Below are 18,251 nucleotides of genomic sequence, written 5' to 3'. Positions count from 1 at the left end.
ACTTTAACTCCCAATTTATTATTAGTAATATCATTATATGAATCTTATGCCTGAATTTGGGAATATATTGTTATTGGTAGCCTGTTTGTTATCTTTAACGTATTTGTTTCTACCGTTTAGTTCTTACCGATTCGTCTCCTCTGCCATATTTTTTTGTGTGTCAGCATCAATGGCTATTTTGATCTACTGCCACATTAAAAATGATTTCTCACTTGAAAACGTATATTACCACTCACACACAACAAAACCTTTGATCTATAAGATTTGTGGTGTTTGGGGAAATAAAGAAGGGTCTATGTTGCTTTGGACCTTAGTGCTTGTCATGTATTTATTACTAATGGATATTTATATACCTTCTGTCATCCCAGTGCCCAGACACTGGAATTTAATTGCAAATGAGTACATCAAATGGCAGTGTAATAAAAACTGGATTCCAGTGTCAGCTACTTGCATGACACCAGAACGAACTAATGGTAGTAAATTAAAAAAAATATCTCTTATCACCCAAGGCTTGATTTGCTTTTGTTTTTTACTGTTCACTTTACTTGAATCCAGCCCCTTCACTAAAATGCCAGGCATTGAAACAGATGGACTGGGTTTTAATCCGATATTGCAGGATATAGGCCTTGCTATTCATCCACCGGTATTATATTTGGGGTACCTTGGATTTAGCGTTCCTTTTTCGCTCTCTATAGCTGGATTAATTTTAAATACTGAAGGAAATGTTTGGGCTAAAATTGTCAGGCCTTGGGTACTTATTTCTTGGTCGCTGCTCACTTTGGGCATCAGCTTGGGTAGCTGGTGGGCATATCGTGAACTCGGTTGGGGTGGATTTTGGTTTTGGGATCCAGTGGAAAACGTTTCTTTGATGCCGTGGCTAATTGCAGTGGCGCTGACACATTTGTTGCTCGTTGTACGAAATTTCAATACTTTAAGGAATTTTGCTATTTTACTTACGCTCACAACTTTTATATTGAGTGTGACTGGAACATTTCTAGTCCGCTCAGGAATACTTACCTCAGTGCACACGTTTGCAGATGACCCAAGATATGGACTGTATATATTAGCTCTACTTGGTGTAATTACAGTCAGTAGCTTAGTAATATTTGTAGTGTTTACGAGAAAGAATCACACATCTTTCCAGTATTCGATATTGGAATCTGAAAAGAAATCTGCTACTCAAGTGACAGAAGGTAGAAGATTCTTTTCACGCCTTACGATGATGCTGATGAACAATTTATTATTCATCACTGCCTTTTTCATCGTGTTCGTTGGCACTTTATACCCTACAGTGCTTGAGTATTTAACCGGTGAATTAATTTCAGTTGGAGCACCATATTACAATTCTTTATTTAACTCTATTGCACTAGCTATTCTAGTGCTCACCATGATAGGGCAATACTGCAGTTGGCAGGGAAATAGTCTATTGCCAATATTCCGTGAATATAGATTTTCATTTTGTAGTGCTGCAGCTATTTTGCCGTTTATCTTTCACATGGAGCTAATGATTGTGCTATCAATTACCATCTCCATAGCATTATTAATCTTTGTTTTAGAAGCATATAGTAAAAGAATTTGTTTATTTAAGGTAGCATTTGGTGAATCAATTTTATTAGCAAGAAGAGTTTCTAAGTCCTACTATGCAATGATGCTTGCTCATGCTGGAGTGGCAATTCTAGTGCTTGGTATATCTTATTCAGTTGGTTGGCAGGAGAAAAAAGAAAACTACTTGGGAATAGGAGACAGCATAACAGTCAATAAATTTAAAGTTACTTTACGAAATATTGAGCTAATAAAAGAAAAAAATTTCCATGCAGTGAGGGGTACAATGGATATCAGGAATTTGCTGAATAATAAGATATTAGGTGAAGTAACTCCTGAATATAGATTTTACCTTGCGGAAGGTCAGAAAAATGTTGAAAGCAGTATCTACCACAATTTATTTTCTGATATTTATGTTGTAATTGGAGAGATTGATAAGAGTAAGAGCAAAATCGCAGCTAAAGTGCACTATAAACCTGGAATGTCTATAATCTGGCTAGGATCCTTTCTTATCGCTTTTGGTTCGCTCCTTGCTGCTTTGCCTTCTAGCAAAAAAGTAGTTCCTTCAGTATCATAAAGTTTGCATTTTTTGGCAATTTAAACTTAAGCTAAGCAACACTAACCTTGCTAGCGAATTTTCTCTATGTTCTGTTGTACAATAGGAAATAAAGATATATTTTCTAATGAAGAACTTACATGATATATGGAATCTACTTCCTCAGGCCTTTTAAAATATCCCTGCTTAATAGCGTCGTAGACAGAAGAACCACCAAGCAAGCAGTTCTCACCTAACTCTTCTTTATAATTTTTAAACTTTTCCAATATTTCCTCCTTGTTACTCACTTCTACTATAATTTTTCCTTCATCTTGCACATCAGAATACAATCTAGCATCTACTTTTCCCAAATCAGTATGAAAAGTCAGTACTATATTACCTATAAGGTCAGTATAATTTCTTACCCCACCTTCCGTTAAAATTTCTGTCTCGCTTTCACCGATTGCTATCACGTCTCTTCGAAATTCTGTGCTTTCATCTGTTCCATTTATGATTTTTGCAACCTCGACTATACTATTCTTTGAGTATTTCAAGTAGAAAGTGAAGTTGTCCATTTTTGCCTCTTTTACCTTACCAGTAGTTGCGTTTTTTGCAGCTTCCAAAAACCTTAGAGAGTAATGTATATAGCTTTTACGTGCTTCTTTAAGATTAGCTTTGTGGTCTTTAAACTTCTCTAGTTTATCAATTACAATTATACTACTTAAAGTTTCAAATACTGCACCTCTTTTTACCAAATTACATACTATGCGACTAGCAACTTCTATGTCCCTTTCAACTTGAAAAATCTTTAATTCACTAATTCTTCTTATTACATAATCTGTAAAATTATACTTACTCTCATAAGTATTTTCATATATATTTCCCTCACAAGTAAGATTGAACCTTACCCTAAATTTTATAGCTTCATTTACAACCTGTTCTAGCTGATTTATGTCTTGAACTTCATCTAATTTACAAAAATATTTATCTGGATCTTGCTCATCTAGTAGAAAATCCTCTCCCCATAGATTTACACTTTTGCACAAAGGCTTTTTTCCATTATAGTCAACTTGTGTTTTTTTACGAAAAGTTTCATAAATAACATCATCAGTTAAAAAGTACTCTTTAATATTAAGGTTGGGATTGTTAACTGCAAATTCTATTGGGGTTTTACCTTTTTTATCCTTTATATCAAGATTAGCTCCTTTCCTTAGAAGCAATTTGATAATTGTATCACAATGACCAGAACGAGTAGCATAATGTAAAGGTGTTCTTCCTGTGTCGTCCTTTTCATTAGGATCAGCACCTGAATTCAACAGTAAATCTATGAATTCTCCCGCATTGCTACATTCCATACTTGATAGAATATGCAGTATTGTCAGTTTAGATTCTCCTCTTTTAAGGTTGAGGATGGTTTTTAGATCTTGATTACTTTTATGATCCAGTAAAAATTTTTTAATTTTTTCAACATCGTTCTTATAATCCTTATAAGTAACATGTGGAAAGTCTTTAAAAGTACTTAAGAATTTTTTATTCAACTCCTTCTGACTCTCTGTTAAGTTGGACATGTCAACAAGCCACGTAGATATCAACTTACCAAATGCACCTCTTTCAGCAATATCAGTTAAAGAACAGTCATTGCGAAGTACCAGTGAGTATTTAATCAATTCATATTCATCATCCTCTTGTTGCTGTGTTTCTTCTGCTTTCTTAGAGTGCTTAAAATCATTTTTTATTAATTCAATCAAGAGCTTTAATGTGTTAAAACTTTTATGTCCCAATAAAGGATCTGCTTTGTTTTCAAGTAGAATTCTTGCTATTTCTGAATAGCCATTTCTAATAGCCCAGCATAACGGAGTACGCCCGTATTTATCCGCTATGTCAACAGCAGCTTCCTTTTCTATGATAGCTTTTACTATTTCCACTTGGCAATTTTCAGCAGAAACAGCATGATGTAATGCAGTACTCTCAGCCTGACTTACTGCATCAACATTAGCTCCCGTGTCTAATAGGAGTTCTACTATCTCTTTATTTGCATTGTGAGCAGCACAATGCAAAGGAGTACACCCATTTTGATCTGCTGTATTAACATTAGCCCCGTTTGCTATGAGAACTTTTATTATCTCTGTATAACCAAAGCGAACAGCAGCGTGTAAAGGAGTTATCTTAACTTTATCTACTGCATCAACATTAGCCCCCGTGTCTAATAGGAGTTCTACTATCTCTTTATGTCCATTGTGAGCAGCACAATGCAAAGGAGTACACCCATCTTGATCTGCTGCATTAACATTAGCCCCGTTTGCTATGAGAATCTCTACCACTCCTATACTACCACTTGCAGCAGCAAAGTGTAAAGGATTCCATCCATCTTGATCTGCTGTATTAACATTACCCCCTTTTTTTATTAAAAGCTCTGCTATCTTTACAAGATCATTTCTAGCAGCTATATGTAACAATGTACTTTGATCATCGAATGTATAATTTATGTTAAATCCATTATCTTGCCACTTTTTATACGTGTCTGGATCTTCTTTTTCCAATTCCTCTTTTACCCTTTCGATTATATTGTTCTCATTTAAGTCACTTATTGTCCTTAATATTTTTAACAACCGTTCATATTCCATAATTCTACCTCAAACTATTTGTTTTTGTACTATAGCTAAAAAAAATTATTGATCCATAATAAAATAACCAACACCAGAGTAAGTGGTTTGCTGCTAACATATTTAAAAATGTTATGAACTTAATAAGAGAAAAAAATACCCCTGTAATGGAGCAATATTTAAATTTGAAAGCTCAATACACGGATCATCTATTGTTTTATAGACTGGGCGATTTTTATGAATTATTTTTCGATGATGCTATTAAAGCTGCGAAATTGCTGAATATAGTGCTAACCAAGAAAGGCAATTCAAATGGGCAAGAAATACCAATGTGTGGAGTGCCAGCACACAGTAGCGAATCTTACCTACACAAGTTAATAGATTTAGGATTCAAAGTAGCAATCTGTGACCAATTAGAAACTGCTGATGAAGCAAAAAAGAGGGGCTATAAATCCATAGTAAAACGTGATGTAGTACGAGTTGTAACTCCAGGTACAATTATAGAAGATTCGCTACTGGAGGATAAAAGCAATAATTATCTCGCGTCCATAGTTGAACAAAATGACGAATATGCTATTAGTTGGCTTGAATTATCGACGGGAAAATTTTTTCACACTTTAACGAGTTTGAAGGCTCTAGATAGTGATTTATTGCGTATATCACCAAGAGAATTATTAATTTCTGAAAAATTCACTGAGGACGAAAAAATTAGATCGATTTTAAAAAATTATAAAATATCAATTACGCAACACGCACAGAGCTTTTTTGAGTATAGTAAATCTCACAGAACGTTATGCGAGTTTTATAAAATCAGGGAACTTGGGAGTATAGGAAATTTCAGCAAAGTAGAAATCATGGCGTGTGGTGCACTGCTTGAATATGTCAGAGTAACACAAAGGGGCTCCATTCCAAGGCTTGAATTCCCAAAAACCTATAAGCAACAAAATTTCATGCTTATTGATGCTTCAGCAAGGAGAAACCTTGAGTTGTTTTCAACTCAATTTGGTGAAAAGAAAGGTTCACTAATTTCAGTTATTGATCACACAGTAACAGCCTCTGGTGGACGCCTGCTCAAACAAATGCTCGCTTCACCCCTTGCTTGCTCTAAGGCAATTAATTTGAGGCTCAGCACCGCTCAATTTTTTGTAAATAATCATGAGCCACGCAGAAAAATACGAGAGATATTATCTAACATTCCAGATATTGAGAGGTCTTTATCGCGCTTAATACTAGGGCGTGGTTCACCAAAGGATATGAACCTATTAAAAATAGGCCTAGGAAAAACTTTAGAGTTGTCTGAGTTTCTGTCTACCTTGCATAATTATTGTTTAAGTGAAAAATCAGAAATTAACTCTCAGATGTCATTCCAGTGCTTGACCAGAGAAAAGGAACCAGTGTCTACTACTCAGGTGATAAGTAGTGACGAAAGTGAACTAAGCACAATACATAAAAGCCTTGGCAATCATAAAGACCTATTTGAACTGTTAAATAGTGCTATACTCGATAATAACCTCAGTTCCGTGAAAGAAGGAGGATTTATTCACTCAAAATACAACTCAGAATTATCTGAGTTATCCTACATATTAAATAATAGTAATAAACTAATAACCAAACTCCGTGAATCTTATCGCGACCTAACTGGTATTGCCGCACTTAAAATATTACATAACAACATACTCGGTTATTACGTTGAAGTGTCGGCAAATCACAAAATAACTTCGGATATATTTATTCATAGACAAAGCTTAGCAAATAGCATGCGCTACACTACTAATGAGTTGAAAGAACTAGAAAATAAAATTCTTACGGCACGTGATGCTGCAATCGGCTTAGAAATGAAAATTTTTAGTGAACTGTGTAGTGAAGTCGCTAAAGAATCTGAAAAAATTGCTCTTGCTGCAAATGCTTTGGCAAAACTTGATATTAGAACCGCGTTTGCAGAGCTTGCAGTGCAAAATAATTACGTAAAACCCATCATTGATGACAGCAAAGAGTTCAATATCTGTAGCGGAAGACATCCAGTGGTTGAAGTTAACGATAAATTCATTGCAAATAGAATCAATTTAGCTGGTATACATCTAATTACTGGTCCTAATATGGCTGGAAAAAGCACTTTCTTGAGGCAAAACGCTCTCATTGCAGTTTTAGCTCACATGGGGTCATTTGTGCCAGCAGAGAGTGCGCATATTGGAGTGATTGACAAGATATTCAGCAGGGTTGGCGCAACGGATAATATAACAGCTGGTTATTCTACCTTCATGGTAGAGATGATCGAAACAGCAACGATAGTAAATCAGGCAACGGACCGTTCCTTGGTGATACTTGATGAAATTGGTAGGGGCACAGGAGTGTATGATGGATTATCTATTGCACAGGCGGTGATTGAACATATTCACAATGTAAATAAGTGCCGCGCCATTTTTGCAACTCATTATCATGAATTGACTAAAGTAGGTGAATACTTAGAAAATGTGAAATGTTTTTGTATGAAAATAAAAGAATGGAAAGGAGAAGTCATCTTTTTACATGAAGTAATTGAAGGCATTGCAGATGAGTCATATGGAATACATGTAGCAAAACTTGCTGGTTTTCCTGATTCTGTTTTAAACAGAGCAAGAGAAGTATTTGAGGAGCTAAAGGCTTGAGGAAAGTAACATTATATTACTCCACAATTATGGAGTTTTAGCAATCTATGGCGCTTTAATTTTAGTCAGCTTTCTGAGTAGCTGAATTAACGTAGCATTGATCTATTGCCACATTGGTCAAGATTCCAATTCCACCACCTACAACTGCACCTACAGCTCCTAATGCTAGTTGAGTACCAATTCCAGCAGAAGACCCAATGATTAATGGAGCAAGAAAATATAATGCTAAAGCGCAAGTTATTGCAGCTACACTTATAACAGCCAGCTTTCTCGGACAAAAATTTTCTGGTGCCTCAGCACTAGATATGAATGATGATTTTACTAGATTTTTTCTACTTTCATGATCTAAAAAGCCACTCACTGTTCTCATTATAGGACGGGTAGAGCCGTCACCAGTCAAGTCAATTCTATCTTCCACTATATCATGAAGTTCTTTAACTTGAGCTTTATATTCGTCCCAGTAGACTGATAACTCTTGTTGGTCATTGAGAAGATCTGGTTTATTTGAAGTTGTTAACCAGTGTGAGTCATGTTCCAAAATATATCGAATTGTAGCTTTCCCTATATCTATATGCCCTTCAGTAATTGCATACTTTAAAACACCTTCTGCTTTTTCCCTTCCAACATTAAGATCAGCACCAGCTTTTATCAATAATTCTACTATCTTTGGAGAATTATGAAATATAGCAATATCTAAAGGGACCATCTCATTACAATTTTTGATATTTAAGTTTGCTTTTTGTTCTATTAAATAACTTATAAATTTTAAGGTTTTATCAGATTTTTGATCGTCTATGCCTTTATATTCGTAATATTTTCTAATTGCAAAACTCAACGCAGTTTCACCCTTCAACTCACTACCACCCATAATTAATCTCTGATAGCTTTTTACCTCTTGATTTATTAAATTAACATCCGCACCGTTTTCTATTAAAGCCTTAGCTCCTTTGAAATTGCTTTTTGCAATTTGCAGATGAAGTAAGTAACGACCAAGATGATCAGTTGCATTAGGATTTGCACCTTGTTCAATCAAATACCTTGCAATTTTATCATTAAATTTGTGATCATAAGTTGCAGATTGTAGTGGCTCAGGATTTTGCTGTAACTCATGTTTAGCTATTGATTTATTTATCTCACAGATTGATTTTACTAACCCTAAATTTCTTTTCATAATCGCCTTTTTGACTGCAGCGCTGAAACTTACACCTTGCTCTATTAAATACTTAGCTATTTCTTCATCAACAGCATCACCTAATAAATTTGTACCGCTTTGGGAATTAACGTCAGTAACAACATCTCGAATAATGGAACTATTTTTCTCAAAAATTGACTTTACTTTTTCTGAATCATTTTTGGTAACAGTATCAACAAGATCTTTTATTACAGCATCCACCCTCTTTTTTTTAGCCAACATTTCCTCTAATTCTTCAGAATTCATAAGTATACCTCAACACACACAATCAAAAAAATTATATCCAAATCAGAATTGTTTGTAAAGGATTTTTAGATATTAGCTTGCCCAAAGGTTAATTTATTTTATAATCTTTCTGTATTCTAGAAATTTCAATTAAATGAACTGCTATAAAACTCACGCGTGTAATGAATTAAGGAAGAATGATGTAGAAAAGGAAGTTACTCTCTCTGGGTGGCTGTACCGTAAACGTGACCATGGTAACCTAATCTTTGTTGATTTAAGAGATTTTTATGGAATTACTCAACTGGTATTCAATAATGACAAAGACTTTTTTGATGAAATTTCAAATTTAAAATCAGAAAGTGTGATTACTGTCACAGGAATAGTCAAAGCTAGAACTGAAGACACGGTAAATAGCTCTATTTCCACAGGAGAAATTGAAGTTATAGTTAGTAATTTACAAGTTGAATCGGAAGTTGAGTTCCACTGTGATGAAGAAATAGCAAAAGAAGAAAGGAGTATATTAGCAAGTATCGCCGGTGAGCAAGAATACCCAGAAAACATGAGATTTAAATATCGTTTTCTTGACTTAAGACGTGAAAAAGCCCGTAACAACATTATTCTACGCTCACAGATCATTTCAGAGCTCAGGAGGCTCATGATAGAGCAAGGATTTTTGGAAATTCAAACTCCAATACTTACTGCCTCTTCTCCTGAAGGTGCACGTGACTACTTAGTGCCAAGCAGACTAAATCCTGGTAAATTCTATGCATTACCACAAGCTCCACAGATTTTTAAGCAGTTGCTTATGGTTTCAGGGTTTGATAAATATTTTCAAATTGCACCTTGTTTTCGTGATGAGGACGCAAGGGCTGACCGTTCTCCTGGGGAGTTTTATCAGCTCGACCTTGAAATGTCTTTTGTGACTCAAGAAGATATATTTCAGGTTATTGAATCTACTTTATATAAAGTGTTCGCGAAATTTTCTCGCAAGTCTGTCGATAAAGATTTTCCACGCATTACATACAAAGATGCAATGCTCAAATATGGCTCTGATAAGCCAGATTTGCGTAATCCATTATTAATTAGCGATGTAACAGAAATTTTCCGTGATTCAGAGTTCAATATTTTCAAAAGCAATATCGAGCGAGGTATGGTAGTCAGAGCCATCCCTGCTCCTAAAACAGCAGAGGAACCACGCAGTTTTTTTGATAAAAAAATAGAACATGCGCAAAAAGAGTTTGGCGCTAAAGGTCTTGGATATATAACGTTTGATAAAGATGGCATTGCAAAAGGGCCAATTGCTAAATTCCTCGATGACAATAGGCTAAATTCCATAAAAGAAATAACGAATGTAAAGCCTGGAGATAGTGTATTTTTTGCTTCTGATAAGGAAAATGAAGCAGCAACAATTGCAGGGAAAGTGCGCACTCTTTTAGGTTCAGAATTGGGATTAATAGATGACGATATCTTCAAATTCTGTTGGATTATTGATTTTCCATATTTTGTATATGACGATAAGAGCAAAAAAATAGATTTCTTTCACAACCCATTCTCTATGCCACATGGTGGCTTGAAGGATTTAGAAGAAAATAATCCACTAGACATCCTTGCTTATCAATATGATCTTGTTTGTAATGGAATAGAGCTTTCAAGTGGAGCAATTCGTAATAACAAACTGAATATAATGTACAAAGCTTTTGCCATTGCAGGCTACAGCAAAGAAGAAGTTGATACAAAATTTGGTGCACTCGTGCGTGCATTCAGATTTGGTGTTCCCCCTCATGGTGGAATAGCACCAGGGGTTGATAGAATGGTTATGCTACTTGCCGATGAACCAAACATTCGTGAAGTAATCTGTTTTCCTATGAATCAGCAAGGTGAGGATGTTCTAATGGGTGCTCCTTCTGAAGTAGAGTATAAGCATTTACGTGAATTATCCTTAAAGGTTATTGAATAAAAATTTTTATAGCGAAGTGTGGTAAATCAGAAGTCATGAATGATATTCAAAAAGCAATACTATCAAGCATAATCTGCAATATGATTATATGGTATGAAGTAACTCTGTTTGGAGTTTTAATGCATATAATAAGCAACGTTTTTTTTCCTTCAGAAAGTGATTATTTAAGCACAATCAAATTTCTTGCCAGTTTTGCAATTGGATTTGGATTTAGACCGCTTGGTGCGTTTATTTTTGGTTACATTGGAGATAAGTACGGTAGGAGGAAAATTTTGCTGACTTCCGTAACATTAGCTTCGATATCATCCACCGCAATTGCGGTCATACCAGGCTTTAAAGAAATAGGAATATTTTCTCCTATATTACTTCTGCTTTGTAGAATAATACAAGGAATGGCAGCAGGTGGAGAAACAAGTATCAATTCAGCTTTTTTAATAGAGCATTCAAGCGATAAAAAAAATCTAGGCTTTTTAGGTAGCATGAAAGCTTTTAGTGGTGCTCTTGGTTCTATTACATGCTTTGTAATGATAGCTGTTTGCAAAAAGTTTACAGGTGAAAATTATGAAATTTGGGGCTGGAGGTTGCTCTTCTATTTCTGCTCTGTTATGGGTGTAATAGGCTTTTTAATAAGGTACATAATGGAAGAGAGTCTAGCATATAAAACTCATGACCAAAATAAAAGCTTATCTAATTCTCCCTTTTTAGAATTAATCAAGAATTATAAAAGAGCATTTGTGATAGCAATTGGACTTGGCATTGCTCAAAACGCAATTGTTTATTCAGTAATCATGTTTTACAACATATCTGTAAAAGAGCTTATTCTTTCAGATATTGATATTAAAAATGTAGTAAGGATTATGGTTGAAATTACATTTGGAACGTCTGCAGTGCTGTTTGCAATACTGTCTGATAAAGTTGGAAGAAAAAACGTGATAATTCCCACATTAGTAGCTTTAGCTTGCATCAGTTTGCCAGCACTTTCGCTATTATCACATGATAACCACTATATTGTAACGCTCACTTTCCTATTAATAAGTGTGCCGATAGGTGCATCTTTTGGAATATATAATTCTCTTGCCTGCGAATTGTTTCCAACGAAAGTTAGATGCACTGGCTTTAGCCTCGCACATAACATATCTGCAGGTATTTTTGGTGGTCTTTCTCCATCGATATGCATGTGGCTTATAGAAAAAACCGAAACAAAACTTGCAGCAGGGATTTATCTTACTGCCTGCGCATTAATTAGCCTAATATCTGTGCTTCAAATTAAAGCCAAAGACAGAAAAGTTGATTGGTGAAGTCGTTTCAGTTGAAAGACAGCACTTCAATAGATTTTTCGATATGCCCAGGGACAGGAGCAGTAATAGTGATTTCTTTATTATTTGGCAGTTTTAAAGATAAAGAATGCGAATGAAGATGAATCTGATTTGCTACTCCATCAATAAAAGCTTTTTTACCACCATATTTACCATCACCAAGAATAGGACAATTTATATGAGTTAAATGTACACGTAACTGATGGGTTCTACCGGTAATTGGTTGTAATTTTAAATAAGCAACATTATGTTTTAACCTTGATATGATTGAAAAATGCGTAGTGGCATTTTGAGGTGAGTCTTCATCAATAACCACTTTTTCTTGCCCTGAAACATATTTTTTTGCCAATGGATAGTCTATTGTTCCACTATCTTTGCTCGGTATACCAGAAGTTAATGCTAGGTAAGTTTTTTTTACCCTACGTCCTTTAAATTCTTCCATAAGGTATCTGGCAACATTAGCGTTGCGTGCGAATATTATCACTCCACTCGTATCTCTATCTAGCCTATGGACAATTTTAAATGTTTCTCCCTCTCTTATTTGGTCAAGCAAATCACTCATGCTAATCTTTACTTTTACGCCACCTTGAACGATGACCCCTGCGGGTTTGTTTATAGCTAGTATATATTCGTCTTCATATAATATGTTCTCTCTTAGTAGATTCATTAACTTTTCATTATATTTACGATCAGAATTAGTGTTTTCAATATAATCTAAGTATCTTATCGTTATAGTTTGCCCAGAATTCACTCTATCGCTGGATTTTGCCGTGCAATTATCAACCTTGATTAATCCTTTCCTTAAAGACTTCTCAATTGCAGATTGTTTCAAATTGGGAAAAATTCTTCTGATGTACCTATCGAGCCTAACGTTATTGTCTTCTACTAATATAGTTTTGATACCTTCTGACATCTTACTTATAAAAATTTTATTGTGTAAACTAAAATCTAACATAGCTAATGTACTCCTCAGTTTCAGCTACTTGCATCGAGTGCTACGTGCTGGAATTTAGAGGATTATTTAACTATTTATAACAGCTTCATATTTTCCTACAGCTGAGTAAAGTGGTAACAATGATAGTTTCTCGATCATAGAGAGGTGAGTATTAGGCTCTTTAGTACTAGGGCCTGGACACGCTTCAGTATTAGGCCCTAACTTCATACACTCAATGCCGTTAGCTAAAGATGTTATTCTTCCTACATTAACATTTTTAGTGCGATATGACCACCTGCAAGGACTATGTAATACTTGTTCTTTTACTCCATCCATTTCAGCTGGACACGCTTTAGTGTTAGTTCCTAACTGCATACATTTAATGGGGTCAGTTATAAGTACTACTCCTTTTTCATTAAGTTTAGCGTTATACTGTAATTGTTCAATTTGATTAGCTTGGTCTCTTATCATAAATTCAAAGCTGATAGATAGATGTAATTCTATTTCTCTCAACATATGTGATGCTATGTGTTGTACCATATGTGAATCTGTGTGTTGCACTGTCATTAATGCTTTGTTTCTGAGTATACTTAATTCTAAGTTAAGCCGCGTAAGTATATCTGATACTCTTTTTTCTGCTTCTATTAGAAGATTACTTATACCTTGACGTTCAGCTAAATCTTTTACAGTTTCACCGCAGTGATCAGGCAATGAAGTTTTTGCGCAATAAAATAGTAAGGTCATTACTACTATCCAGTGTCTACGTTCGATAGCATAACTTAAAGGACATTCGCCTGAGTTATTCTGTGCATTAACATTTGCTCCATATGAAATTAAGGTCATTACTACTTTCGGATGGTTATACTTGGCAGCTTTATGTAAAGCAGTTGATCCTAAATCGTCACTTGCATTAACATTTACTCCAGCTGCTAATAAAGCACATACCATTAGTATATTACCATTTCTGGAAGCATAACGTAAAAAATCAGTTTCCACCAATTTTATCACATCCTTACATATTTCAAGTTGTATCATAGTATTTACTGCTTTTAGAAAATTATATGGATGAATAGAAAATAATATTTTCTGTGGATCATTCGTCTCAATATTTGCTCCATTGGCTATTAGACAATTCATTACTTCTATATTGCCTCTTGCAGCAGCACAATTAAAAGGAGTCCATCCCCATGCATCCTTATAGTTAATCTCTGCTCCATAGTTTATTAAGAGCTCTACTGCTTCCACATTATCATTCGTAGCAGCAATATGTAAGGGAGATCGCCCAATTAACATATCCTCTATATCAACACTTGCTCTATATCGTAATATGGCCTGTAATAGGCTCCTTAATATTGATGTATTATTCCTTGCAGCAGCCCAATATAAAGGAGTCCATCCAAATACATCCACTGTCTCAATATTTTCGTCAATATTCTTATCGTTTTGTATTATACAATCCACCATTGCTTCATCAACATTTGCAACAGCAATATGTAAAGGAGTAAGTTTAAGCGCCCCATTCTTCTTAACATCTGCTCCACTATTCATTAAGAACTTTACTACTTCTTTATGGCTATTCCTGGCAGCCTCATATAAAGCAGTCAATCTCGCTAGATCCTCTGCATTAACATCTGCATTATTTTTTACTAAGATTTTTGTTATTTCTATATCGCCATTTACAGCTGGCTGATATAAAGTAGTCCGTTGAGATGAATCCAACTGATTAACATTTGCCCCTTCTTCTATTAGCTTGCGTGCTACTTCTGTGTTCCTATTTTCAACAGCCCAATGTAAAGCAGTCCATTCGGAAAACGGACTTGGTGCATTAATATCGATTCCTTTTACTTTAAGCATAGAATTGATTAAATTGTTCAGCTTAAAATCAATAGCTAAATATAATAACGTGTATGAAAAGCGTTCATGCAAACAATCTATTTCAAACCAATAATTTATATTAAACTCATTTTCTTCCCACTCTTTATACACATTTCCACTTTCTTTCTTTAGTCTATTTAGTGTTTCTAGTATCTTTTGTGTATCTAGCATCACTGGTACCTTTTCTGAGATCTTTCGTGCATTTAGCACATCCTCTAGCGCCACTGCTTTTGATTCTTCTGATGTCTCTTGTACACCTAACCTTTTTAGCATTCTTTTTACCATCTGTTGCGCATTTGATACCCTTGACTCCTTTAGTATCTTTTTTGCTTCTTCTTTTGTCTGCGGTACATTTACCACCTTTAGTCTCTTTTTTAATGGCTCTTGTGTCTCTTTTACTCTTGGAATCTTGCTTGATACTTCTAATCCATGCGATATCTCTTCTAACATTCTTGATGTTTCTGCTTGCCCTAGTATCTTTACTTCCTTTAATAGCTCTTTTATTCTTTCAATTACATTGTCTTTACTTAAATTTACCTCTTGATCAATTACACCTAATATTATGTTCCACTGTTCATATGTCATTACCATAGCTTTACCTCATACTACAGAGTATTTTTTGATGCTATATATTATGGTAGAATAGTCAACGCATTTTCCATAGCGTAACTTGAGAGTCTAAAAGGACTGTTATTAACTTACAGAAAACCAAGCTTGCCTGAAACCACTTAATTGATTATAATCATAGGTTTTAAGGCAGTAAAATGACAGCTTTTTTTCCTTTGGTTATTTTTTTAATCTTATACCTTGGAAGTGGTGTCTATTTTTCCTTTATTGGAATTGATAATCCGCTTCGCCAAGTTTCACCGGTAATTTGCCTACTACCGGCGCTATTTTTTGCTGTTGCATGTAGTGCAGGTAAAATTCAACGTAATATCGATACTGTCATCGAGGGTATGGGCGATAAAAACACCCTTACTATGTGTTTAATTTTTCTATTTTCTGGAGCATTTTCTGTGGTGACTCAATCAATTGGTAGTGCAGATACTGTTGCTGATTTAATTCTCAATTTTCTTCCAGCAAGATTATTACTGCCTGGAGTATTTTTGGCTTCCGCTTTTATATCAACTGCAATTGGTACGTCTATGGGAGTTGTTGTATTAATGGTACCAATAGCTGTTAACTTAGCAAAAAGTGGGGCTTTTGGTCTTGAAATAGGAACTGCAACTGTAGTTGGAGGTGCCGTATTTGGTGATAATCTTTCAATGATATCTGACACTACTATTGCATCTGTTTCTTCACAGGGGGCCACGATAAAGGATAAACTTAAAGTGAATTCTAAAGTAGCATTTGTTGCCAGCATTATAACGCTTGTCTATCTGGCAATTATGGCAGATAGTACAAAAATTATTCCTACATCAAATTTAGATTATTTATCAGTAATAAAGATTATTCCTTATATTTCTTTAATAATCATGGGGTTATTTGAAGTTACTACTTTAGTAACAATAACTATAAATATAATTGTTGCTAGTGTATTAGGGATGACTTTTTTTGACTATACTATCATTCAACTCTCTCATGACATATATGACGGTTTCAAAAAAGTAAACGAGATAGTGATATTTGCTCTATTTATTGGCGGATTGAGTCATATAATGTACAAGCAGGGTCAAAAGGCATTACACAAACTTATCGATGAAAGCAATATCACAAAAACTAAAGCTGAATTTGTAATAGCGGGCATAGCATCTATGTTTACTGTTTTAGTTGCTAATAATACCATTGCTATTTTATTAAGTGGCGATATTGCAAAAAGGCTCGCGCAAAAGCATAATATTCCGTCATACCGTAGTGCATACTTGTTAGACATTTTTGCTTGCGTTACAAAAGGCATTTTGCCTTATGGTTCCCAGCTGCTGCTAGCAGGTAGCATTGCTTCTGTCTCACCTATTTCTTTGTTAACACAAGTTTATTACTGCTTTATTTTAGCAGCAGTTACAGTAGGTGAAATAATCATCAATGGCAGACGTTGCGCAGCTACAACTTAATGTACGAAGATTTCTCTTCATATTACATTTTTGTGCCCATAAGAAACGAGTTGCCATTTTCATCAGCTACTTGGATAATAGATATATTCACAAAATTGTTCCATTTTTCTCAATAGATTTTGGTTTTCTTTTCCCCTTATTAGCAGAGCATAAAACTTAGCTTTTTAATAAATCTCATTTTAACTCCAATACACTAACTATGAAACAATCTATATTGCCATCAAAAACGGAATTTATATTGCCAACTTCATGTCCAGTCCTTAAATCCTTTACCATTTGATATGGATGCATAACATACGATCTGATCTGACTGCCCCAACCTATATCGCATTTCTTGCCATATTCTTCGGCCATTTTCTGTTCTTTTTTTTCCAATTCAATTTGATATAAACGTCCTTTAAGTAGTTTAAGTGCTTCATCTTTATTTTTATGTTGAGAACGACCATTTTGGCATTGAGCTACAACGCCTGTTGGAATATGCGTAATACGTACCGCGCTTTCAGTCTTATTTACATGCTGACCACCTGCTCCAGAAGCACGGTAAGTGTCGATCTTTAAATCCTTTTCATCCACAACAATATCTATTGAATCTTCAATCACTGGAGTTACTCCTACACTTGCAAAACTGGTATGACGTTTACCATTTGCATCAAATGGTGATATTCTAACCAATCTATGAACTCCACTTTCGCTTTTTGCCCACCCGTAAGCTTTTTCTCCGATGATCTTTATTGTTGTAGATTTTATACCAACTGCATCACCATCTAATTTTTCTACAACTTCAACTTTAAAATTGTGATAAATTTCTGCCCATCTTGTATACATGCGCATGAGCATCTCAGTCCAATCATTGCTCTCTGTTCCACCAGCTCCTGAGTGGATTTCTAAAAAGCAGTTATTGTTATCTGCTTCACCAGTAAATAAGGATTCTGTCTCTTTAAGTTTGATTAATTTCTCTAGCTTTACTAACTCACCTTTAACTTCAGAAAAAAATTCTTCATCATTCTCATCAATAGCAGATTTCATCAAGCTGATAGCATCGTTGTAATTGCTTTCTAGCTTTGAAAACGATTCTATGTCATGCTTAATTTTAGAGCGTTCTTTTAAAATTTCTTGTGCTTTTTGATTGTCTTGCCACAGATTATCATTCAACGCTTGAGAATCCAGCTCTTCAAGACGCAACTTCAATTTTTCTATGTCAAAGACACCTCCTGATAAGAGAAATACTTTTATTTAAGCCTTGAAAGTATTCAAGGATTTCTGGATGGGTTTTCATTATACTTTAGACTTTAATATATTTATTATCACTAACAATAACAGCAAACAAAATAGAAATTTAACCATATAATAGTTAATTCAAAATAATTTTATTATAC

At 34.8% G+C, this 18,251-nt stretch carries 10 protein-coding genes; 5 read left to right on the top strand and 5 right to left on the bottom strand.

Features of this window, described 5'->3' with window-relative positions:
- Nucleotides 1–37 precede the first annotated feature (37 nt).
- A complete protein-coding gene (locus tag AAGD65_RS02265) occupies nucleotides 38–2,119 on the top strand; it encodes a heme lyase CcmF/NrfE family subunit (protein ID WP_264683242.1) in 2,082 nt (693 codons plus the stop codon).
- Between the two features lie 50 nt (nucleotides 2,120–2,169).
- Here the strand turns inward: AAGD65_RS02265 and AAGD65_RS02260 are convergent, their stop codons facing one another.
- Nucleotides 2,170–4,701 (bottom strand): ankyrin repeat domain-containing protein, encoded by a 2,532-nt coding sequence (locus AAGD65_RS02260; protein ID WP_264683243.1) that lies wholly within the window; start codon nucleotides 4,699–4,701, stop codon nucleotides 2,170–2,172.
- A 113-nt stretch (nucleotides 4,702–4,814) separates the two neighbouring features.
- Here AAGD65_RS02260 and mutS point away from each other — a divergent pair, with 113 nt between their 5' ends.
- Complete coding sequence (gene mutS / locus AAGD65_RS02255) at nucleotides 4,815–7,325, top strand: DNA mismatch repair protein MutS (RefSeq protein ID WP_264683244.1); 2,511 nt, start codon at nucleotides 4,815–4,817, stop codon at nucleotides 7,323–7,325.
- A 61-nt stretch (nucleotides 7,326–7,386) separates the two neighbouring features.
- On the opposite strand, the gene AAGD65_RS02250 is transcribed toward mutS, so the two are convergent.
- On the bottom strand, nucleotides 7,387–8,763 hold the full coding sequence (locus AAGD65_RS02250; protein WP_264683245.1) for an ankyrin repeat domain-containing protein: 1,377 nt from the start codon (nucleotides 8,761–8,763) through the stop codon (nucleotides 7,387–7,389).
- 133 nt (nucleotides 8,764–8,896) lie between these two features.
- Here AAGD65_RS02250 and aspS point away from each other — a divergent pair, with 133 nt between their 5' ends.
- Together aspS and AAGD65_RS02240 are read left to right on the top strand one after the other, a co-directional pair.
- The gene (gene aspS, locus AAGD65_RS02245) at nucleotides 8,897–10,699 is read left to right on the top strand and encodes an aspartate--tRNA ligase (protein ID WP_264683246.1); all 1,803 of its coding nucleotides are present in this window, start codon (nucleotides 8,897–8,899) and stop codon (nucleotides 10,697–10,699) included.
- Nucleotides 10,700–10,734: 35 nt separating this feature from the next.
- Entirely contained in the window at nucleotides 10,735–11,997 is a 1,263-nt protein-coding gene (locus AAGD65_RS02240) for an MFS transporter (protein ID WP_264683247.1), read from the top strand.
- Between the two features lie 7 nt (nucleotides 11,998–12,004).
- Here the strand turns inward: AAGD65_RS02240 and AAGD65_RS02235 are convergent, their stop codons facing one another.
- Together AAGD65_RS02235 and AAGD65_RS02230 are read right to left on the bottom strand one after the other, a co-directional pair.
- Nucleotides 12,005–12,928: an RluA family pseudouridine synthase gene (locus AAGD65_RS02235; protein ID WP_264683395.1), complete on the bottom strand. Its 924-nt coding sequence runs from the start codon at nucleotides 12,926–12,928 to the stop codon at nucleotides 12,005–12,007.
- Between the two features lie 108 nt (nucleotides 12,929–13,036).
- Nucleotides 13,037–15,415 carry an ankyrin repeat domain-containing protein gene (locus AAGD65_RS02230; RefSeq protein WP_341810978.1) on the bottom strand — a complete coding sequence of 793 codons (2,379 nt, stop codon included), beginning with the start codon at nucleotides 15,413–15,415 and terminating at the stop codon, nucleotides 13,037–13,039.
- Nucleotides 15,416–15,588: 173 nt separating this feature from the next.
- Here AAGD65_RS02230 and AAGD65_RS02225 point away from each other — a divergent pair, with 173 nt between their 5' ends.
- A complete protein-coding gene (locus AAGD65_RS02225; RefSeq protein ID WP_264683249.1) occupies nucleotides 15,589–16,875 on the top strand; it encodes a Na+/H+ antiporter NhaC family protein in 1,287 nt (428 codons plus the stop codon).
- A 174-nt stretch (nucleotides 16,876–17,049) separates the two neighbouring features.
- Here AAGD65_RS02225 and prfB read toward each other — a convergent pair.
- A protein-coding gene (prfB, locus tag AAGD65_RS02220) for a peptide chain release factor 2 (protein WP_264683250.1) occupies nucleotides 17,050–18,151 on the bottom strand; the annotation gives its coding sequence in 2 pieces (ribosomal slippage) (nucleotides 17,050–18,084 and nucleotides 18,086–18,151; 1,101 coding nt in all).
- Nucleotides 18,152–18,251: the final 100 nt, after the last annotated feature.

This window comes from Wolbachia endosymbiont (group B) of Chesias legatella, from assembly GCF_964026945.1.
GTDB lineage: Bacteria > Pseudomonadota > Alphaproteobacteria > Rickettsiales > Anaplasmataceae > Wolbachia.
This window is presented reverse-complemented; position numbering and strand designations above follow the sequence as displayed.